The organism is Synechococcus sp. MIT S9509 (assembly GCF_047303035.1).
In the GTDB taxonomy this organism is placed as follows: Bacteria; Cyanobacteriota; Cyanobacteriia; order PCC-6307; family Cyanobiaceae; genus Synechococcus_C.
In genome coordinates this window covers 1118003-1135877 of record NZ_CP138940.1, presented here as the reverse complement: position 1 = coordinate 1135877, position 17875 = coordinate 1118003, and the positions used below count along the sequence as shown (strand labels likewise).

At 48.9% G+C, this 17875-nt stretch carries 30 protein-coding genes; 17 read left to right on the top strand and 13 right to left on the bottom strand.

Annotated features, from left to right (window positions below; translation table 11 throughout):
- Positions 1 to 302: 302 nt before the first annotated feature.
- The gene (locus SIB73_RS06400; protein ID WP_413401992.1) at positions 303 to 521 is read right to left on the bottom strand and encodes a hypothetical protein; all 219 of its coding nucleotides are present in this window, start codon (positions 519 to 521) and stop codon (positions 303 to 305) included.
- A 314-nt stretch (positions 522 to 835) separates the two neighbouring features.
- Between SIB73_RS06400 and SIB73_RS06395 the strand changes: the two genes are divergently transcribed.
- The 5 genes from SIB73_RS06395 to SIB73_RS06375 all read left to right on the top strand — a co-directional run bounded on the left by SIB73_RS06395 (position 836) and on the right by SIB73_RS06375 (position 3881).
- On the top strand, positions 836 to 1279 hold the full coding sequence (locus SIB73_RS06395; RefSeq protein ID WP_413401993.1) for a cupin domain-containing protein: 444 nt from the start codon (positions 836 to 838) through the stop codon (positions 1277 to 1279).
- A 752-nt stretch (positions 1280 to 2031) separates the two neighbouring features.
- Positions 2032 to 2136 (top strand): photosystem I reaction center subunit XII, encoded by a 105-nt coding sequence (gene psaM, locus SIB73_RS06390; protein WP_413401995.1) that lies wholly within the window; start codon positions 2032 to 2034, stop codon positions 2134 to 2136.
- Between the two features lie 602 nt (positions 2137 to 2738).
- On the top strand, positions 2739 to 2960 hold the full coding sequence (locus SIB73_RS06385; protein ID WP_413401997.1) for a hypothetical protein: 222 nt from the start codon (positions 2739 to 2741) through the stop codon (positions 2958 to 2960).
- Positions 2961 to 3163: 203 nt separating this feature from the next.
- Complete coding sequence (locus SIB73_RS06380; RefSeq protein WP_413439754.1) at positions 3164 to 3541, top strand: hypothetical protein; 378 nt, start codon at positions 3164 to 3166, stop codon at positions 3539 to 3541.
- Between the two features lie 175 nt (positions 3542 to 3716).
- Positions 3717 to 3881, top strand: coding sequence for a hypothetical protein (locus SIB73_RS06375; RefSeq protein ID WP_413402001.1), 165 nt, complete (start codon positions 3717 to 3719; stop codon positions 3879 to 3881).
- A gap of 243 nt (positions 3882 to 4124) precedes the next feature.
- Here SIB73_RS06375 and SIB73_RS06370 read toward each other — a convergent pair whose 3' ends face one another.
- From SIB73_RS06370 to SIB73_RS06355, 4 genes are all read right to left on the bottom strand, one after another.
- Positions 4125 to 4481: a hypothetical protein gene (locus SIB73_RS06370; RefSeq protein WP_413402003.1), complete on the bottom strand. Its 357-nt coding sequence runs from the start codon at positions 4479 to 4481 to the stop codon at positions 4125 to 4127.
- 81 nt (positions 4482 to 4562) lie between these two features.
- Complete coding sequence (locus SIB73_RS06365) at positions 4563 to 4907, bottom strand: hypothetical protein (RefSeq protein WP_413402004.1); 345 nt, start codon at positions 4905 to 4907, stop codon at positions 4563 to 4565.
- A 335-nt stretch (positions 4908 to 5242) separates the two neighbouring features.
- Positions 5243 to 5527 carry a hypothetical protein gene (locus SIB73_RS06360; protein WP_413439753.1) on the bottom strand — a complete coding sequence of 95 codons (285 nt, stop codon included), beginning with the start codon at positions 5525 to 5527 and terminating at the stop codon, positions 5243 to 5245.
- Positions 5528 to 6430: 903 nt separating this feature from the next.
- A complete protein-coding gene (locus SIB73_RS06355) occupies positions 6431 to 6661 on the bottom strand; it encodes a hypothetical protein (RefSeq protein WP_413402010.1) in 231 nt (76 codons plus the stop codon).
- A gap of 619 nt (positions 6662 to 7280) precedes the next feature.
- On the opposite strand from SIB73_RS06355, the gene SIB73_RS06350 reads away from it, so the two are divergent.
- The 3 genes from SIB73_RS06350 (at position 7281) to SIB73_RS06340 (ending at position 8162) form a co-directional block, all read left to right on the top strand.
- Positions 7281 to 7694 carry a phage holin family protein gene (locus SIB73_RS06350; RefSeq protein WP_413402011.1) on the top strand — a complete coding sequence of 138 codons (414 nt, stop codon included), beginning with the start codon at positions 7281 to 7283 and terminating at the stop codon, positions 7692 to 7694.
- Positions 7695 to 7803: 109 nt separating this feature from the next.
- Positions 7804 to 7926: a hypothetical protein gene (locus tag SIB73_RS06345; RefSeq protein ID WP_413402013.1), complete on the top strand. Its 123-nt coding sequence runs from the start codon at positions 7804 to 7806 to the stop codon at positions 7924 to 7926.
- Between the two features lie 2 nt (positions 7927 to 7928).
- On the top strand, positions 7929 to 8162 hold the full coding sequence (locus tag SIB73_RS06340; RefSeq protein ID WP_413402015.1) for a DUF2973 domain-containing protein: 234 nt from the start codon (positions 7929 to 7931) through the stop codon (positions 8160 to 8162).
- Between the two features lie 766 nt (positions 8163 to 8928).
- On the opposite strand, the gene SIB73_RS06335 is transcribed toward SIB73_RS06340, so the two are convergent.
- Both SIB73_RS06335 and SIB73_RS06330 read right to left on the bottom strand, forming a co-directional pair.
- Positions 8929 to 9081, bottom strand: coding sequence for a hypothetical protein (locus SIB73_RS06335; RefSeq protein ID WP_413402016.1), 153 nt, complete (start codon positions 9079 to 9081; stop codon positions 8929 to 8931).
- A 789-nt stretch (positions 9082 to 9870) separates the two neighbouring features.
- Positions 9871 to 10020: a hypothetical protein gene (locus tag SIB73_RS06330; protein WP_413402017.1), complete on the bottom strand. Its 150-nt coding sequence runs from the start codon at positions 10018 to 10020 to the stop codon at positions 9871 to 9873.
- A 593-nt stretch (positions 10021 to 10613) separates the two neighbouring features.
- On the opposite strand from SIB73_RS06330, the gene SIB73_RS06325 reads away from it, so the two are divergent.
- A complete protein-coding gene (locus SIB73_RS06325; protein ID WP_413402018.1) occupies positions 10614 to 10781 on the top strand; it encodes a hypothetical protein in 168 nt (55 codons plus the stop codon).
- A gap of 1 nt (position 10782) precedes the next feature.
- On the opposite strand, the gene SIB73_RS06320 is transcribed toward SIB73_RS06325, so the two are convergent.
- The 3 genes from SIB73_RS06320 to SIB73_RS06310 all read right to left on the bottom strand — a co-directional run bounded on the left by SIB73_RS06320 (position 10783) and on the right by SIB73_RS06310 (position 12292).
- Complete coding sequence (locus tag SIB73_RS06320) at positions 10783 to 10923, bottom strand: hypothetical protein (protein WP_413402020.1); 141 nt, start codon at positions 10921 to 10923, stop codon at positions 10783 to 10785.
- Between the two features lie 434 nt (positions 10924 to 11357).
- Positions 11358 to 11825, bottom strand: coding sequence for an early protein (E6) (locus SIB73_RS06315; RefSeq protein WP_413402021.1), 468 nt, complete (start codon positions 11823 to 11825; stop codon positions 11358 to 11360).
- A 263-nt stretch (positions 11826 to 12088) separates the two neighbouring features.
- The gene (locus SIB73_RS06310) at positions 12089 to 12292 is read right to left on the bottom strand and encodes a hypothetical protein (RefSeq protein WP_413402023.1); all 204 of its coding nucleotides are present in this window, start codon (positions 12290 to 12292) and stop codon (positions 12089 to 12091) included.
- 747 nt (positions 12293 to 13039) lie between these two features.
- Here SIB73_RS06310 and SIB73_RS06305 point away from each other — a divergent pair.
- Positions 13040 to 13516, top strand: coding sequence for a DoxX family protein (locus tag SIB73_RS06305; RefSeq protein ID WP_413402024.1), 477 nt, complete (start codon positions 13040 to 13042; stop codon positions 13514 to 13516).
- Positions 13517 to 13629: 113 nt separating this feature from the next.
- Here SIB73_RS06305 and SIB73_RS06300 read toward each other — a convergent pair whose 3' ends face one another.
- Together SIB73_RS06300 and SIB73_RS06295 are read right to left on the bottom strand one after the other, a co-directional pair.
- On the bottom strand, positions 13630 to 13791 hold the full coding sequence (locus SIB73_RS06300) for a hypothetical protein (RefSeq protein WP_413402025.1): 162 nt from the start codon (positions 13789 to 13791) through the stop codon (positions 13630 to 13632).
- A gap of 327 nt (positions 13792 to 14118) precedes the next feature.
- Positions 14119 to 14469 carry a hypothetical protein gene (locus SIB73_RS06295; protein ID WP_413402026.1) on the bottom strand — a complete coding sequence of 117 codons (351 nt, stop codon included), beginning with the start codon at positions 14467 to 14469 and terminating at the stop codon, positions 14119 to 14121.
- 227 nt (positions 14470 to 14696) lie between these two features.
- On the opposite strand from SIB73_RS06295, the gene SIB73_RS06290 reads away from it, so the two are divergent.
- The 4 genes from SIB73_RS06290 to dcd all read left to right on the top strand — a co-directional run bounded on the left by SIB73_RS06290 (position 14697) and on the right by dcd (position 16389).
- The gene (locus SIB73_RS06290) at positions 14697 to 15104 is read left to right on the top strand and encodes a hypothetical protein (RefSeq protein ID WP_413402027.1); all 408 of its coding nucleotides are present in this window, start codon (positions 14697 to 14699) and stop codon (positions 15102 to 15104) included.
- Positions 15105 to 15173: 69 nt separating this feature from the next.
- Entirely contained in the window at positions 15174 to 15419 is a 246-nt protein-coding gene (locus tag SIB73_RS06285; protein ID WP_413402028.1) for a hypothetical protein, read from the top strand.
- A gap of 35 nt (positions 15420 to 15454) precedes the next feature.
- Positions 15455 to 15793, top strand: a complete 339-nt coding sequence (locus SIB73_RS06280) for a phenylpyruvate tautomerase MIF-related protein (protein WP_413402030.1) — start codon at positions 15455 to 15457, stop codon at positions 15791 to 15793.
- A gap of 71 nt (positions 15794 to 15864) precedes the next feature.
- The gene (dcd, locus tag SIB73_RS06275) at positions 15865 to 16389 is read left to right on the top strand and encodes a dCTP deaminase (RefSeq protein WP_413402031.1); all 525 of its coding nucleotides are present in this window, start codon (positions 15865 to 15867) and stop codon (positions 16387 to 16389) included.
- A 15-nt stretch (positions 16390 to 16404) separates the two neighbouring features.
- Here the strand turns inward: dcd and SIB73_RS06270 are convergent, their stop codons facing one another.
- Positions 16405 to 16932 carry a superoxide dismutase family protein gene (locus SIB73_RS06270; protein ID WP_413406371.1) on the bottom strand — a complete coding sequence of 176 codons (528 nt, stop codon included), beginning with the start codon at positions 16930 to 16932 and terminating at the stop codon, positions 16405 to 16407.
- A gap of 35 nt (positions 16933 to 16967) precedes the next feature.
- On the opposite strand from SIB73_RS06270, the gene SIB73_RS06265 reads away from it, so the two are divergent.
- The 3 genes from SIB73_RS06265 (at position 16968) to SIB73_RS06255 (ending at position 17665) form a co-directional block, all read left to right on the top strand.
- Entirely contained in the window at positions 16968 to 17165 is a 198-nt protein-coding gene (locus SIB73_RS06265; RefSeq protein ID WP_413439752.1) for a hypothetical protein, read from the top strand.
- Positions 17166 to 17291: 126 nt separating this feature from the next.
- Positions 17292 to 17519 (top strand): hypothetical protein, encoded by a 228-nt coding sequence (locus SIB73_RS06260; protein ID WP_413439751.1) that lies wholly within the window; start codon positions 17292 to 17294, stop codon positions 17517 to 17519.
- Positions 17516 to 17665: a DUF302 domain-containing protein gene (locus SIB73_RS06255; RefSeq protein WP_413402034.1), complete on the top strand. Its 150-nt coding sequence runs from the start codon at positions 17516 to 17518 to the stop codon at positions 17663 to 17665. The genes SIB73_RS06260 and SIB73_RS06255 overlap by 4 nt, the downstream gene beginning before the upstream one ends.
- Positions 17666 to 17875: the final 210 nt, after the last annotated feature.

The window sequence follows — 17875 nt, the reverse complement described above, 5'->3', positions numbered from 1 at the left end:
AAGGCTTCTCATGGATCGTAATCACCACTCTTGCTTTCGTCATGTTCCGTCTTTTACAACCCAGCAACAATGACCAGGCTTTCTGCAGGACGTGGCCTGTTTTTGCATGCTGAGATGACTACTGAGCTTGATCAGCGGCATCATGACAACTTGAGTCAATAGTCTGGTCTTCGCTCAGTGATGACATAACAGCCCATCTCGTAGTGGAGAGACTGCTTTTGGGTCTGGTTCACCAGAGCTGTATTTTTAAAGACGACTTTGTCTAACCAGGGATACTGACGGCAATCGTTGCCAGTCTCTTGCTAAGGCTTTTCCTTTCTTGTTTTTGTCCGAACAGCCATGATGATTTTGAATGCCACAAAGCCAACGGCAATGGCAATAATCACTTGACCAACAGGATTGCTGATGCTGAAGGTTGTGTTGATGAAGTTGCAAATGAAAGCCCATGCCACAACTGTTGCAGTCGCAGACAGAGTATAAAGAGCAAATTTCAATTCCAGTGATTGACCTGTTTTAGGCATGAAATTAGTTTTTTGTTATCTCAACATAGCCTTCCAGTCGGTTCTGCATCACTACAAATATCACGATGTATGCCAACAGGAAGTCATCATTTCAATTTTACAGTCTTCAGGCTGATCTTGATCTGTTGATTCAGGTTTTGCACGGTCCGTCGTTGCCTTGTTGATGACTGTTCCTTCGCAGTCGTGCAGTGTCAGCCTTGATGATCTGTCATAGCAGGCTGCTTATGTAATTTTCCAGTTGCCATCCATCTGAGGGCTGTCTTGTTTTCGAATCCTGCCTGTGCAGCCAGACTGTGCAGATCAACACTTTTTCCATGAAGCGACTGATCGTTCCCCTTGCTCTTTTGCTGACAATCCCATTTGGAGTTCAGTTTTCAAGTGCCCATGATGGTCATGGCGCCGGAAAACTTGGTGTCAGAATTGAAGAATTAGCGAACTCATCGAGGCAGTGGGATGGTAACAAGTTGCCCAACTATCCAGATGGGCAGCCACAAATCAAGGTTTTAAGAATAACAATTCCAGCCGGTGTCACCCTCCCCTGGCATTATCATCCTGTTATCAATGCGGCAGTGATTCTTGATGGCACGCTTGAACTTCGCTTGAAAAATGGCATCACAAAAAGATATAAGGCAGGGGAAACCTTGATCGAAGTTGTTAACACCCTTCATTCCGGCAAAGCTCTTGGCTCTGAGGATGTTCGTTTGATTGTTTTTTATGCTGGAGAAAATGGCCAACCAACAACAGTGTTGAAGAAGTGACTGAACTGATTTGATTGACTAGCTTCTCGTGAAATTGTTTAAATATTCTGTCTTCAAGAGCAAGTGAGAATTTCAGCCACTCCATTGCGCCCCGCATGGCATGCCGTCAATTGGGTTGATTCTGCAAGCTATTGAATCAATATCGCTTTTTTAGCTTTTGTTGATAGCCATTGAGCTTAATTGGCGCTCAGCCAATCAAAATAGTTTCTAATGCAAAAAAGTCTCCTATTTGTTGGTCATTGATCATTTTGGCTAATTTTTGCTGCCCGCGTCAGGTTGACAGCTTTAAAAAAGCGATCACTGCTTTTAGCAGCCTCTTTGTGCTGCCCTGAGCCAATGGTCAGTCGCTTTCAGCTGAAGTCGCTCACTGGGCAGGACGTGCCGCCTTGTACAGGCTGAGCGTGAAGCAAGCCGCTCCAAAGCTGACGATCAGAACGAGGAGATCAGAGGTGCCGAACATGATGCTTCCGCTAATGAACTTATGTTAAGCAGCAGGTTGCGGTTTGTAAAGGTACTTCCCGTACCCAGCTGCCGAAGTCAGATCGGCTTGCTCGTATCAGCGATCTGCCCCGGGCAGCGCTTTTCTCGTCTCCACTCCGCTTCAGCTGTCTTCAGGGACGCTTGCTTTTGAGTGATTTCCGGTACTCCTGACCCTCCTGTCTCAGGAGATCCCTGCAACCTGTTCCAGGCTGATTGTCAGCTCACGCTCGCTGGCCAATCGCGAAATAATGCACAGGTTTCATTCGGCAGAGATGGACAGCACCCTCACCAATGTGCAGCTCGTGATCGCTCTTGTGATTGCGATCAATGTTGCGGTCCTCGCGCTGCGCCTCTGTGTGGCTCTGTACCGCGCCTGAGCTTCAAAGAGCAGAGCGCTGCGTTCAGCTCGTCTCCATCTCTGATTCAGCTTGCAGATCACTGCCTGCGCTGTTTCGGATCGATGGTTTCCGAGTCACAGCATCAAGCGATGCCCGGTCATCTGCTGGTTGGTTCCCTGGAGTACTGCGGAAAAGGCTTAAAGGGTCTCGTTCACCCTTCGGCGGTTCTGTTCATTTTGTAGATGCTCAGGGCCAGGCAGGCGCAGGAAAAGCTGACAAACAGCACTAGCAGACTTTCGCTGGTCATGTTCGGTGAGTAAGTACAAATACTTTCCCGAACAACCCAACAGTCTGCAAGGTGATCATTGCGTCTTCCCAATCGATTGTTGTGCTCTCTGCGTGGGTCAACAAAAAAGCCCCCGGTTGGGAGCTGTTGTTTGGTGTTGGGGTTCCCCCTCCCATTCACGTTGAAGTATCCAGTCCGTGTTGTCCGTTTCACGACCAATTGGGAAAGAGTTCGATCACTCCTCATCCCCTGTGTGAGATGCTCGGAGCCATTAACTGGAGGCTCACCGGAATTGCTCTGGGTCTGCACCACAGCAGTGCTTTGCGCTGGGTTGATCGGAGCCACAACATGCGCAATGGCTCCTGCCGCTGAAGCGCGGAATTACGAGCAGCAAAGGCGGCATGAGCTGAGGCAGCTGCGCCGTGAGATTCGCCGCGACACGCGTGACTACCGGCGTGCCCGACGCGCGTATCACCGAGAGGTCAATCGCTATCCACGCGTGATTCCTGCCTATGGACTGAGGTATGGGAACGTCTATGGAGCGCCTGCAGGATTTGGAGTGCAGCCGCGCTTCTGAAGGGCGATCAACAATCAAGCAAAGCCCTGTTTCTCCAGGAGCTGGGTTTTTTCGCTTCACATAGATAGTCAGTCAGCTGTCGGGTGAGCTGATTCAGCATTCATCCAAGCGGCAGCACCGGCCTGGGCTGCTGTTGCACGCAAGGCCATGGCAGAGAATGGGCAACGGACAATCACCCTGAATCAACTGCCTCTGCTGCAGGAGTGAAACCGATGCACTTTCTGGAACATGTCTATTACTGGGCTTCAGAAGGCTGTCCCGATGCTGTTCCTGCCGGAATCATCGCTGTAGACCTTGGCCTGAATGAGGCCGATCACAATGACTCTGAAATCAAGGAGATCAGGAATGATCTCTGCGATCTGGGCATCTTTGATGACATGGGCTGGTGCCTTGGCTTTGGCGAGGACACCATCGACCTGATTCGCAAGCTCGATGGTGATGCCGCGTACCTCACAGCAGGTCAGATCGTTGCTGACTGGCAGTGGGCTGTCATCAAGCAGCAGCCCGGCCTGCGGTTTTATGAGGTGGATCTGGACGTGCTAGTCGCCGAACTTGAGCAGTGCATTGACGAGGAAGACTGAACGCCATCGGTTGACAGCACTTGAGAGCTACTGGAAAGGGGTCACTGCCGTTCAAGGCAGAAAACTACGCAAGGACTTTCAGAAACCTGGAGGTAAAGAAGCCGGCTGTTGCACAAAACACGGCTAAGCGAGGACCTGCGCCCTGGCTAGCAATGGAGTAGTTCATCCAATCGCCATGTATGAAGTTCTGATGGTCGCTCAGCTTCTGGCTCAGGATTCCTCGTTTCAGCAGTGGGTTGACAGTCGTCCTCCTGCAGAGCTTTGCCAGCTTTACTCAGCCGGAACGATCCCCGGCACCATGCTTCCCGGCGGGCGTGACTCAAGCCCCTGTGGCACCTAAACCTTCGCCAATCCCATGAATTACGTCGTCAAATAGCGGAATCGTTCCATCCGCCTGTCAGACCAGAGCCAGCAACTTCTCAGCTGGCCTGCGCAGCAGCTCTTCCCGCACTGCGTCACTGGGAACGTTGCTTCCCTTCGTTTCTCTGATGTCCAGTGCGTTCTGAATGTTGCTCATCGCGAAAGAGCAATAAGACAGCAATTCCTGCGTGGAATGCTCAAAAACCAGTTGGCAGTTTGTGTTTCAAGCCAACACCAGGTTTCGGTTGTTCTCATTGGCAACGCTGGTTTCCACCACGGGTGGAAACAGCATGAACACCAGACAGGTCATGATTTCGTCGAGACCGTCGTCATCAAGAGCCTGTCTTGAGGTCTGTCCTGAGATCGAGAGCCATGCCAGCAGGGCTGAGCCATCGCTGTGGTCGACTCTGGTCATTTCACCTTGCTCGGTGTCGATGGTTTCGATGTCATGCCGGTCTTCCAGAATCGCCACCACCTTTTCAAGCAGATGCTGGCGGTTGAGGCCTGCTTCAGCATTCATTTCGACAAAAAGGTCTGCCCCTTCAGTTTCAAAGCGCACGTTGTAGACCTTTGTTGCCATGCGTCGCTCCTGACGGATCCCTGAGAAGGATGTTTCTGCAGTATCGGCATGGCTACCGCACCCGGCAACGCAGCCGGATGTTCAGCTCACAGTCAATTGCAGAAAGGCGTTGTCCACCTCAACCATTTCGTTCTCATCTTCATGGCTGCTGCAGCGGTAGAGGAGGTTGATGATTCGCCCCATGTCCAGATTCCGATCACTGACCTCCTGCCAGAGCCTGCGTGTCAGTTCGTGATCAGCGAGAACGAACTGTGCAGTCACCAGTTCCCTGGCCAGGCTGAAGTAGGTCTGACGGTCATTGCGTGCACGACATTCATCACCTGCCAACACCTTTTCATTCAACAGATGCCTTGTGATGTTTTGTTCAATCAGGCCTGAAGGTGCGCCTTCCATCCGTTTGTCCATCGCGAGAGCGCCCCAGGGCATTCAGATTTCAGTCTGAATTGGTTCCTGTGCGCTTGAATCAGTGTTCCTACTCAGATCCACTGCGGTGAGAGGCGATTCAAACCAGCTTGTTCGCGTCATTCGCGACGATGGAGGCGAAGACTCCTTGACTCGCACGTCTTACAGAACTTATGCGGAGGCTTATGACGACCTTGAACGGTTTTATGCCGGTCTTTGTTGTTCCGATGATCGAGTTGAATACTCAATTCAGGTGATTGACAAGAACGGCAGCCAAGAGTAATTATGTTTTCAGTATAATAATAAGAATGATTTGATTTGAGTCTCTTCGGTGAAGATATTTTGTTGCCCCGATGTGATTACAGGGTTCTCCTGTCCTGGTTGCTGCTTATTGGGATATTCGAGTCGATGCAGGAATTTTTAGCTTGTTCAATATTTTTTTGATTGTTGATCTGTTCAACCACGCAATTGCATGTCTGGTTGAGTTGGCTCAGGAGAAGTTGCTTGTCAGCTTGCTTATATTCCTTCCGCATAGCCGCAGCGCAACTGCTGAAAATGATGTTGTCCTTGAGATTCGCCTGGGCGGCATAAGGCGCAGTAACCAAAGCTGCAGCAAACATGGTTACACCTAAAAATCGCAGCATGAAGGGTCTTTGTCTTTCGTTCAGCGATAGCTTAAACCGTGAGCAACGACCATTTGCGATTCATATCTGGTCATATTCGTATTCTCCAAATACTCATTTTTTTCACATTGACATTTGCTCTGTCACCACTTGATGCTGGATTGTTTTCGTACACGCATTCTCTTTCTTATGTTTGACAGGCGTCTTGCTTGATGCTGGTTCCACGCAAACGTCTTTCGAAATGGTCTTTGAAGCCCCGTCGTGATCTCTCTGACGATGCGAGCCTGTTCACCAGAAGTGCCGTGTCATGTGCCGAAAGCTCCCCGTCGATCCTCCACTTCAGGCAAGACAGTGGTTCCGGCGACGGAGCTCTCATCTTCATCCTGGCGAATGCCTGTCACCCTAAAGTCAGCGGACGCAGACAAATGCGCAAACATGTTGAAGAAGTTCTGTGCACGCTGAGTAATTATCACTACATGAGCGATGTCTGGACCTGCATTTGTCTGCAAACAGTCGCAAAAAAGTATGTCCATTCCGGTCTCCTGGGCTTTTGTGCCTCCAGTTTTTTGTAACCGATTTCCAGCCAATTCTTCAGTGAAACTGATCCCACTGTTCTTGGATGTTTGCGAATTTTTTAGTTGTTTATTGCTAGATCAAAGGTGACAGCAGGTAGCGCATCAGGAGATAAAAACTGATGCCAATCAGAACGGCAGGAAGCGTGAAGCTCATTGAAATGCTCCGGCTGATCGAGTTTTATAGGCATGATTTCCTGGATTAATGTTGCTGCCACATAAAACTTTGATGAGTCAATAATACTTAGGTTTTAATGCTCATTGTTTTTCGACGTGATGTTCCTGTTCACTGGAATTCCCATTTCAAGTCGTGATGGCAGTGAAGGAGTGGTTCATGCTTCTCTGAAACCCATCAACGCCCTGGCCTTGTCAGGTGGATCTCAACATCAGAACGCAGTGCGTTGTCACCTGGAGGTTTGCCGATGTCGACATCAAGGAGCGTTGCCCCTGCAATCACAGCGACACCAGTAACGGTGCAGATCAGTCGGTGGCTGTGAATTCTGATTGACGCAACGATCTTTCCGTCGCCGACTTTGGCCGCAATGATCGAGACCAGGATCAGTACAACTGGAAGAGACTCCACGGATCACCTGCTGACACCTCCACCTTCAGATGGTTCTGAACTGGTGGCATTGGGGGATTGCACCACCTTCAGATGAAGGAAGAATTTTGGTCCTGCATGGAATTCTGGGTGGGGCGGCTCTGCCCCCCCCCCACCGGGACAATTCCGGCAGGCATCCAACCCACTTTGCCTGAGTCAGCGGTTGAGTTTGAAGCCCAAGGTTGTTCCTGTCCTGTTTTGCCCAATCCCCCCTGGTGAAACTGTTCAAAGCAGGGTCTGTTGGGTGGATCTTCTCCCGGTGTTACCTGAAACACCTTATCGACAGAACATCCAATTAGGCTAAGTACAAACACTCAAGGCAGTTCCCCATTTTCAGATGATGTCTTTCATCGTTCTCGGCGCCGTCGTGGGGCTCACGATTGCCTTACGCGCGACCAGCGAACTGGAGCTCGAAGACTGACCGATCATGTGGTTAATCACGGTTTCATTGCTGACGGGTTTCACCGTTGTTGCCCTTTCCATCTGACAGCAAGCAGATCACCGGACACTGTCGTTCGAGGATCATTGAAGGGAACTCCATTCGCTGTTCCTGCTTGAGTCTCAGTCCAGGCCTAGCCTTCAGCTTTGTATCAGTGTTCTCATGGGGTTGATCGGCTGGTTGTTGCAATGGCCCGTTCGCGCCGTTGTTCTGCTGCTCGTTGCGGCAATGCCTCTTGGTGTTGAACTGGCCGGATTTCAGGCAGCTCTCCTGTCTGCCGTGACCATTGGTCTGCTCGGCACGCTTTTGATCTTTCCTTTGAAGTTTGTTCTGGCGCTTCCCTGGGCGGTGACCAGTCTTGGTGGATTGATTGCACCTGTCAGCTGGCTGTTCGACTGGCTGATCACTGTGATTCTTTTTGGTCTCGCTGCGTCGTTGATCGAAGGGTTTCGCCTCAAGCATGGGGTGCGGAGCGCCGTGCTAGGTGCTGTTGCCTACAGCGTCATCAGCGCTGTGTTCATCCGTGTTCTTGGTCTGGCTGATGTCGGAGTCATTCGTGCCGCTGCAGGAGGTTGACGGTCTTTGAGTGGAGAAGGGTTCATCAGCGTTCCAGATAAGTAGATACACCTGGTTACACAGCTTTACAAAGCGGCTATGCTGCTTTACAGAAGTTCATAGGGGTCTGATGTCTGACTATTCCGCCGCCATTTACGGCTTGATTGCTTTTGCGTCTGTCGTAACGGCTGGTGTCGTTTATGTGCTTGCTCAGCCCACCGACCTCCCTTCAGTCAAGAAGTCAAAGGGTTGAGCATGACGTCATCAGTTCTTCCATTTGCCTACCTGGCCGCATGTACGTTTCTTGTGCTGTCTGCTTTCCGTTGCCTGGCCATCGCTCTGAGGTCGCGGTTGAGAAGCGGTGACAGAACCGGTCTTCGTACGACTCATCCTGAACTTCTTGATGACAAAGGCTTCATCACCAAAGAAGAGTTACTTGTTGTTCGCTTCGGTGATATCGACAGTGGTTCTCTTTCCTGTAATTCCTGATTGTGAATGGTGATTTCATGGAAGTATTAACAGCGATTGCCATCCTCCCTTTTGTTGCAGCTCTTGCGATCGGAGCGCGCCAGGCTGAACAAGATGAAGAGTGATACTTCGAATCATTTTTGAAAGGTTCATTCATAATGCATTCTTGATGAGGTCTCTAAAATGCTGACTCTCGCCTTTTGTGGCGTTCTTGCATTGTTAAATGTTGGATTTATTATTTTTGTTTTGTTTGTTGATAAATTATTTGTGTGATTCTTTTGCATTATAAGTATATATTGTTCGAACGTATTAAACCTGGGTATTTTAAGTTGATGATTTTTCTCATTGAATTATTTGCCCCTATGATCAGCACTTTGCAGATATTAAATTTTTTTATTGATGGTAATCAACTAAATTGATTAGTGAAAGTTATTGGCTCGTTTCTGAACAAACAGTTGTCAATAAAGTGGGCAAGACATGCTTGTTCCGCGTGCCACAGACATTCCATTCAATTTTGACAGACCGATGGCCTGAAAGCTTTTGAACCAACGCTCAACTGCTTCTCTCTCCTCTTCGTTGCAACGCTCAAGGATTTCACGTTGTAGGACTTCTTGAACTTCGGAATCCATCACAAAACTTTATGCCAATAGATTCTGGCGAGTTCTCCTCGTTTGATTCGTCTTGTTGATTACTGATCGATGTTTAAAATGCTGCTGCAGACTGGGGTTTGAGCATTATTACTCAGTCGCGAATCATGGTTCGATTTTCATCTCCATAACGGTTTACGTCACAGTTTCGCTTTGAGTTGATCCATTGTGAGGCCCTTCAGGTGACTCAGGTAAGCCTGCTGCATCATCTCTGCCGGCGTGATGCCAATCTCCTTGCAGTAAGAACGATATTTTGCGAAGACTTGCTCCACCAGGCTTTCCTTGTCTGTCATTGAGCCATCCATCGAGCACTGAAAATTTGAACTGAAACAGATTCTGATCAAAGAACAAAAAGAAACCCCCGCCAAAGGCAGGGGTTCTGAAAGGTCAACGTGAGTGTGTCCTTGTTTCCACCACGTGAGCTTTTCTCCTCACGAGATCATATTAGTCACTCCACTGTCACAGTGACACTTGTTGGCGGGCCGGTCTCTTGAATGGCACAGAGAAGCTGCTAGAACTCGGTCAGTTGGTTCTCCTCACAGGGATTCCAACTCCTCACACCCACTGAAGGCCCGTTGGGCCTTTTTTTTTTTGCGGATTGTGAACCTTGTCGCCATGTTGAATTTCGATCCCGCTCAATCAGGCTTCCGCGACCACACCACAGATGGTGCTTGCCAATAAAAAAGCCTGCCTCTGGGGCAGGCCGGGTGATGGGGTTACCAAAGTTAGGTCGTGGGAGCGCTAGATGCAGGGTTTTTCTCGGTAGTGTTTCAAAACTGTTAAAAGTTCATTGAAAGCTGAAGTACAGCTTTAGAAACTCCATATGTGAGGTGCAAGCATTACCATCTTCTTCAAGTACCACAAGATGTGGTGCAAACGGCCGGGTGATGGGGATCACTTGGCTCGAGAGAAACCGCACCAGATCTGGTGCGGTTTTTTGTTTGCACCGGCTGAGTTATACCGATCCGATGTCCTGTGGCAATGGGGTGGATGATGCGGAAGACCAGCTGTGCAGCTGTCGCTCTGAGTCTTGCTGTCGCAGCTTCAGTCATGTTGCTGACCTGAGCCTGATCAAGGCCTGGTCAGGCAGCACGTTTGTCGTCTTTCAGCCAGATGTTTCGCCTGCTGTCAGGCAGTCGCACAACTGATCGCTCGTAACGACTGCGGCAGCTTTGCCTGAGCAGATGCTCTTCCGCTTCCTGCAGAAGAATGGCCAGTCTTTGATCGGTCACCGCTGAGTCACAAAGTGCCTCATCATTGAGAAGCAGGCCAATTGATTGTCAAGACAATCAATTGTGAGATTATTATTAACTCTTTTGTAGGTTGATTCAAGGCTTTGCCGGAACTCCTTGCCGCTGCTGTCTGTAAACCAATCTTTACATCGTGAAGCGAAGGTTACATGATGGTGAGTTGCGAACCTTTGCACCTTTGCGTTGCTCTTTCTTTCCTTCTGAGGTCAGAATGGACGTAACCAGGAGTTGGTATGGCCAGGCGTCGTGTCTTTCCAAGTTCTGAGACGAAGGCAGAACAAAAACTCTATGACTCCCTGATCGCCACAGGGGTTGCCATTGCTTTTATTGGCACTGCTACCACGTGCTATCTGGCTTTATCTGAAGCTGCCACCGCCCCGTTTAACGCCTGGATAGCTGGTCAGACATTTTTCTAGAAAACAAGCAGTGGCTCCTTTTTCCTCAACACTTGAGCCCTGTCTTGAAATGGTCTTTATAATTTGATTTTTTTCAAAGAGAACAATTTAGATGATTTACAGTTGATTGATAGACGCAAATTTGCAGAGGTAGACCAAAAGACGCGAAGCTGCATCTCAATGGCTCATTCCAGCCGCATCTGTCTGACATCCAAGGGATCCACCATCGATGCTCTTGGTGGTGGTCAGTACCGGGTTTGCGATCAAGCCCAGTGTTGCACTGTCACGGAAGGCCTCTGGGCTGCATACGAATCACTGCGAGAGCTCGAGCAAAAGCGTATTCGCTGATTCACTGATCGTCTTCGCGTTGTCTGAACTGCTCAGAAATCGGTGCAATCAGAGCTTTTGATTCCTCTTCACTGAGGTTCAGAGTCTGCGCTGCCCGCTCGATCAGAGCTTCCAGTGCTCGCCGTTTGTTGTTGTCCGCCATGTCTGCTGTCTAGCGAGTCTTTCCTGTTCATGCATGAAGGATTTCATTAAGTCTTCACACAATTGTTTCTGAGGGTGCGTCAATCGCTTCAGGTTTTGCTTTGAAGCGGCTCATAACTGAGATTGAGGTCATCACCCAACATCATCAGAAATGAAATTTCTGATTGGAATGAAAGGAGGTGGCAAGTTTGTTCCTGCCCATCTTTTTCATAACAAAAAGTATCGAAATCAGAAGGATCCCTCTCCGATTCAAATACTTCGCCGCTTCTTAGTACAAACCTGGTCATTATTTTTCTAAGGTTTCATCATTTAATAGCCAGAAATATTGGAAGAGTCAGTTTTTTATTCGATTAGGTTTTGGTTCTCTGACAAGAAACAGATTTTTTTGTTGTATGAATGCCTCTGTTTTGGGTTTGACTCTGGCTGAATCAATGTTCATTGTGCGGAGGGTGTCTGGCCTGCACAGGCAAGACACCCTCCATTGATGCGATACGGGGCCAGGTGTCCTCGCAGACAACATGTTCCACGAAAAAACAAAACCTGTCCCAGTTCGCGAGCATGGGCATCGGTCAGAGGAAGTTTCAGCCAGGTTTCTGGTACTTTTCCCATCAAGTTGGCGCGTTGACGTTTGGCCTGTTCTCTTCTCTGACGTTCTTCTCGATCATTTTTGGCGCAAACTCCTTCGATCTGAAGTTCTCTTGAACAAACAAGGCAAGCTGTCACGACAGGCTTTTTGCGCATTGTGTTTGTCGAGAGCTTGTCTCCAGCCACTTCTCTTTTCCGGCCACAACTGCAAAGGCACCACCAATAGGCATTACCGCTTTTTGTTCTGCGCTCGGATGCTCGAATCACTGTTAATCGACCGTAGTTCTCGCCGATTCGATTACGCGGTTTGGATGGCATCTAAACATTTAAGCAATTGATACAGCCTTAAATCCCTATTTTTCGTCTTTTGTCAGGTCAACACCAATCTCCTTCATCGCGCTCACGGTGTCATTGACTGACGGTACCACTGCAACGCGTCTTTTGAGAGTGTCCAGTGGTTTACTCAACCAGGCCCATAACGACGACTTGCGATTGTGCTTTTGATGTTCCAAGTCTTATTGATGAATCACTATTAACAATAACGCTTTGAACCTCAATGTCGTCAAGACAAGCTTGTTGCGTCATCCTCGAATTTGATCAACGACATTGGTTTTGGCATTGAGCAGTCGTCCAACAATTCTTGTGGTTTCGCCTTCGCCAATGTTCAGGTCTGATAATTCCTGAAACTTCTTGAAAAAGAGTTGATCTATTTCTTCGCAGAAATGGTCATAAAAATTGGAGAGAGCTTTTTTTTTGTCATCTCCGTAGAGTCTTTCCACTGTCACCAAACAAGTAACTCTCAATGAGTGTATCAAAAGTTTTAATGACCAGAAGCATTGCTGTGCCGATCCAATTGAAATTCATCAAACAACGCTGATGCGGCCAGAGGTTGCTTCGCATCAATCAGGTGTTGTATGCGTTCTGACAACCAATCTTCCAATCGATTGATGTCATGACCTGTCCACACGAATGTAGGTAGCATTTCTTACACTTTGGCTTGGGCTTGCCTCGACTTGTTGAATGTTAAGGCTCAATCTTTGTGATGATTCGTTCTTCGTGAATGATTTCCCATCTGCCATCGGGATGGGTCAATAGAAAATATTCCTCGGAAAGCCGTTGCAACTTGTATTTTTCCATAGTTTTAACTTACGTTTACTCAGTCTTTAGGTAGTGTGCTGGTTGATACTAGTTGCAAGTCCATTTGTTGTTTCTCTGCTTTCGTAAAGAGTCTTGTTTTCGTTTTGATGTTTTGCTACGAGCTGTCGGCAACGCCTGTCACCTCGGGATGTCTCATACTTGCTGAAACGCGGATTTGTTTGATCGACAGTTGTTTTGCCGATTGCTGATTTGCAATTGGTTTGATTTGAACGATTGAGATTCTCTCTTTTCATTCAAATCAGGCAGGTTGAGCTGGTGAGAACTAGGGATGGTTTCACCAGCGCAACTCACCGGCAGTTCTCATCTATCACCGCACCAGGTGGCCAGGCCTTGAAAAGGTGTAGAATTGTCAAGTTTTTGCCGAATCAAAAGTCATGAGTGAAGAAACATCGACATCACTTTCCTCTGACTTGTGTTTGCTCATTCTGCGTGTTTCAGCAGGAGTGCTCATGATTCACCACGGGCTTGAGAAATTGCAGGATCCAGCTGGATTCACCTCTTTCATCGTTGATCAGTATTTCCCATTCCTGCCTTTTGATCACATCCTCTGGACCTATCTGGCTGCCTACACACAAATCATCGGATCGGTGTTTCTGGTCTTGGGCATTGCGACTCGTCCTGCCGTGATTGGGTTGTTGTCCACCATGTTGTTTGCGATGGTCTTTCACTTTCTTGACACCGGTCTTCAAGGTGCTCCATTCGCAATTGTTGAAGCGCACAATTATGAATTTGAGACATCAGCGCTGTACTTTTTCATATTCCTCGTTCTTGCAATTGCAGGATCGGGCTCTTTGAGTCTGTCCAGCATTTACCGGAATCGATTTCCGCAGATCATCCAAGGCTGGGTTTAAGTCCGCTCTTGCTTGAGTGTTGAAAGTCTGCGTGGTAGCCACGGTTGATCACTGAGTATTTCTACCATATTCTTGCCCACCTGCGTAGACAGCCCTCCGGCATGGGGGGCTTTTTACTTTGTTTCTGCAAGCATCTGGTCGATAGCGCGTCGAGCAGCAGCATCAGCAGCTTTCAGTGATGGATATTCTCTGCCCAGCTGTTTCAAGTGACCTTTCGGTGAGCCAAGCACGAGATATCCAGGTCCACCGGTCATTTCCTTGATGACATAAGCCATGCCTTTGTGCTCATATCGGCCTTGGAGCATTTAACGAGAGGTGATGGCTAATCATCGTTTAGCAGAATTACCATCATTTGGCTGTCTTTTTTAAAGTTTCAATTCATTGATCATTTCCAACACGAGCCTCAACAATTCGCAAAGATATACATTTAATCAATGGTATTCATTGGCAATTGGGAAATAGTTTTGTCAATCGTATGGCAAATTAATTTGATTTGTTCATATTTTGGTTTTAAGGAGAATGATCATTGCTTTGGCTATTGCCGGTTGAAACTGATATTGTCAGTACTGTTGTGTGAGGAAGTTCGGGAATTAATGGCAGCATCATTTGCTGCTGATTCGATCAAGAATATTGGCTTCAATCCATTGTCTTGTTTTAGCTCTTTCTTTTTTCAAGGGTGTGGGGTTGTCCAGTGCTCTGAGGTCTATCTTGCTTTTGTACACGGATGGAATATAGGAATCCTCCATCAGGCGTCTAATCAGTGTGTTTTTGATGTAGCGGTCTCTGGCGAATGTGATCACAATTGAAATGATGAATGCGGGTGGGACCGTGGCAATCAGGATGCTTGAAGGGTCGGATGTCCCATTGAATTTTGGAAGGATATAGGCCACATTGAAAATCAGCAACGTCGCGATGTATGTTTTGTCGCTTATAAGTTTTTCTTCCAGGCTCATCCTCAATGTCTTGATCGAGGGAAGGTTAATCTTCATTGAGCTAATGAATTTACATTAATCTAATTTGATTTTTTGGTTGTTGTTGCAAAAAACAGCACATTGATCCTGAACATTGAGTTCAACTGGTTTTACTTTCATCCAACTGCTGGGCAAGCGGTGACCAGCTCTGTTGCCTGCGTCAATGGCTCTCGTTCAGTTGTGGGCATTCCTCGTTCTGATGCTCAACAATGTCGACCTTGAAGACGCTGTTCCTGCTGCCTCTTCCGCTGTTGCAATTCAGTGGAGAATCCAGCACATGTGTCGGTGAGGTTGTCGCTCCTCCTCATCCTGTGTTCTGCTTGGCACGTCAAGTCGCTCTGTTCCGCATGAAGCAACTGCCTGGACGTCGTCGACCGATGTGGCTTCAGCAGTTGATCAGTCTTGCCGCCATTGTCATCGTCACAGTCTGGTTGGTCACTCTTCTGCCTCTGCTGCTTGTTGTCGGATTGATTGCAGCGCTTCTGCTGATTCCTGCACTGAAGCAGATCCGTCTGGAAATTGACCAGTTGGAACGAACGCAACGCGGCGAATCTGCACCTCCCAGGGACATCACTCCCTGGCATCGTCGAGTCTGGAACCGCTTCCATCACCGCTGATTCTGCAGTCCCCTGGCCCTTGGGCGACCTCAGCTGGCATCATCGGCTTAGAAGCAACTGTTTTGAACTGTGGGCTCCAGCGACCTCCTCATTCAGGCCAGTTCCATTGCTGTATCGATTGAGCAGCTGGCTGACCAGCTCACACCATCTGTCATCCGTGCTGCTCGCGCCGACCAGCAGGGCTGCGCTGATCTCGATCGCATCGAGTACGCCCTCGGAACCATCGGCAAGGCTCTGATACTCACTGATTATGCAATCGATCAGGGAAAGGACATCGACAAACTCCAGGCCTTCAGAGAGTCTCAGAACCGTTGAAGACGATCAGAATGGGATATGTCTGAACTGGTTTCGTGCCACTGATCAATCTGCGCACTTCTCTCGCTGCTGTCGAAAGTCGCGATGAGTTGCTGCTTGAACTTTCGGCAATGCTCGCTGAGCAGACAGGAAAGCCCGAGGATTATGTGATGACTCTCCTTGAAACCGATGTTCCGATGACGTTCGCAGGCAGCAGTGCTCCTGCTGCGTTTGTTGAGATCAAGTCGATCGGAGCTCTTCGTCCTCCTGCCATGACAGCTGCGTTCTGTGAGCTGATCACGGCCCGTACCGGGATTCCTGCTGACAGGATCTATATCACCTTTGATGATGTTCCCGCCAGTGCTCTTGGTTGGAACGGTCGGACTTTCGGCTGATGCGCGTTCTGTCTGGACCACTGGCTTCAAGCCACAGTTGTCCATAACCTGAATGGCCAGTCAACTTGTTCATGGCCGTTCTCGGGCGTCGCGCCATTCTGCGTGCAATCGACCATGGGTTGATCACCATCACTCCGTTCATTCCGGAGCACGTGGGTCCTGCTTCAGTGGATCTCACCCTTGCCAGCAGTTTTCGTGTGTTTCGCAAGGTTCACGAAATAGTCGATGTGAATGAAACCATCGACTATCGCTCGTTCACCGACAAGGTCGATGTTGCGGAGGGCGAGCACATCCTGATCATGCCCGGCGAAACCATCCTCGGAATTACCGAAGAGCGTTTGAGGCTCGGTCCGGGTCTTTGTGGATGGCTTGAGGGACGAAGTCGTTTCGCACGCCTTGGTTTGATGGTGCATATCAGCGCTCCCTTCATGGGGCCGGGCATCGACAGCCAGCAGGTGCTTGAAATGAGTAATTTCGGTCCTGCTCCACTGGCTGTTCATCCTGGTACGGCGATTTGTCAGTTCATCTTCCAGACCCTTGATGGTGAAGAGAACTATCAAGGACGTTTCGCCGGTCAGAGTCAGAGCAGTTTCTGAGCCAACGCCGCCCGCTCATCCTGCAACCCCGCAGGCGATGCGCGCTCCTCCACCTCCAAGGGGGGGGATGTCGCTGTAGGTGTCTCCTCCTGAATGCACGATCAGCGCGCGTCCGAGCAAATCAGCAGTGCGCAGACGCGGAGCAACAACCTCAGTGGTGGTGCTGCCATCGGCGTTCACGATCAGACGGCTTAGATCACCACGATGGCCGTCTCCGAACGGTCCGCTGTGGGTGTTGGTGTTGTCGGGATCCCAGTGACCCTTTGCGGCGAGGCCGGCAACACTGACATTGTCATCATTCAGGTCAGCCTGGCAGGACGTGCCGGCATGCAGATGGAAGCCGTGCTCACCCTCGCTCAGACCGGTGAGGGATGGTGTGATCACCAGTCCGTTTCCGCTGTCGCTTGCCAGAACAGTGCCAATCGATTCACCGATTCCGTCTTTGGAGATGGAATGAATGTCAATCTCCAGTGAGCCTGCATTGACCCTGGACGGAAACAGCAGGGTGATGCACAAGGCGAGCAGCGATGCAAGAAGGCGCATAAGAAACATCGATCCAGCTCATTCTGCTGTCGTCAGTGAATCGCCGCGTTCAACCGCAGAGGTCTGTGTTGCTTCCGGCTGGTGGAACGCGGTGTGTCTCCGGGTTGATGGCAGCTGACCGGTCTCTGTCTTCACTGCAAACGATTCACCTGCTTGATTCCTCACTGTGGCTGCAGACCAGGCCGGGATACGTCGCTGTTGATCAGCATGCATCGAAGATCGGAGAGGGGTGAGGAACGAACAGGACTGCAAAGTCCATTTGTGCATTAGTGAGAAGACAGAACTGATTAACGAAAAATTGTCAAAAATTAAGCACGTAGCCACGATGGGAAAAGCTCATGTCAAACAATCTCCAATGAATGTTTTTGCTGCCATGGCTACCGCTACAGTCACAGGATTTTTTTTTGCCGGTTGCCACATCAAACCTCTATCCAGCTGAAGCAGCGCCGCTCAGTCCTGCTTTGTCCAGCCTGGATGGACCATTGAAGAACTACGTGGTCTCACGCAAGACTCCCAAAAGCGTCGAAGAAGTAGTAGGAGCTTTGAAAAGAGATTTCAAAAAAATAATTTTATTGTTAAGGGTGTGATTGATCATCAATCCATCGCTAAATCGCAAGGTTTGGAAATTCCTGAAAATACTGCTCTGCTCGTCGGTTTGCCCTCCTTTGAAGCTCCAATTATCAAAGCTAATCCTGTTGGCAGCCTGTTTGTTCCTTTGACAGTTGCCGTATGAAGAGAAAATCAAATTACTTATATTGCTTATTGGAATCCAAGTACGGACTTCAAGGATAATCTTAGATCATTAAGCAAGGATGCTGATGAAGTCATACGTGCAATGACTATGGATTTACAAAAAATAGTTCAAAATGCTTTCTGAAAAGTGGAAATAATAGATTGCAGGATTTAAGCTTGAACTACGCCTCCTCTCATCAGCCCTTGCTTT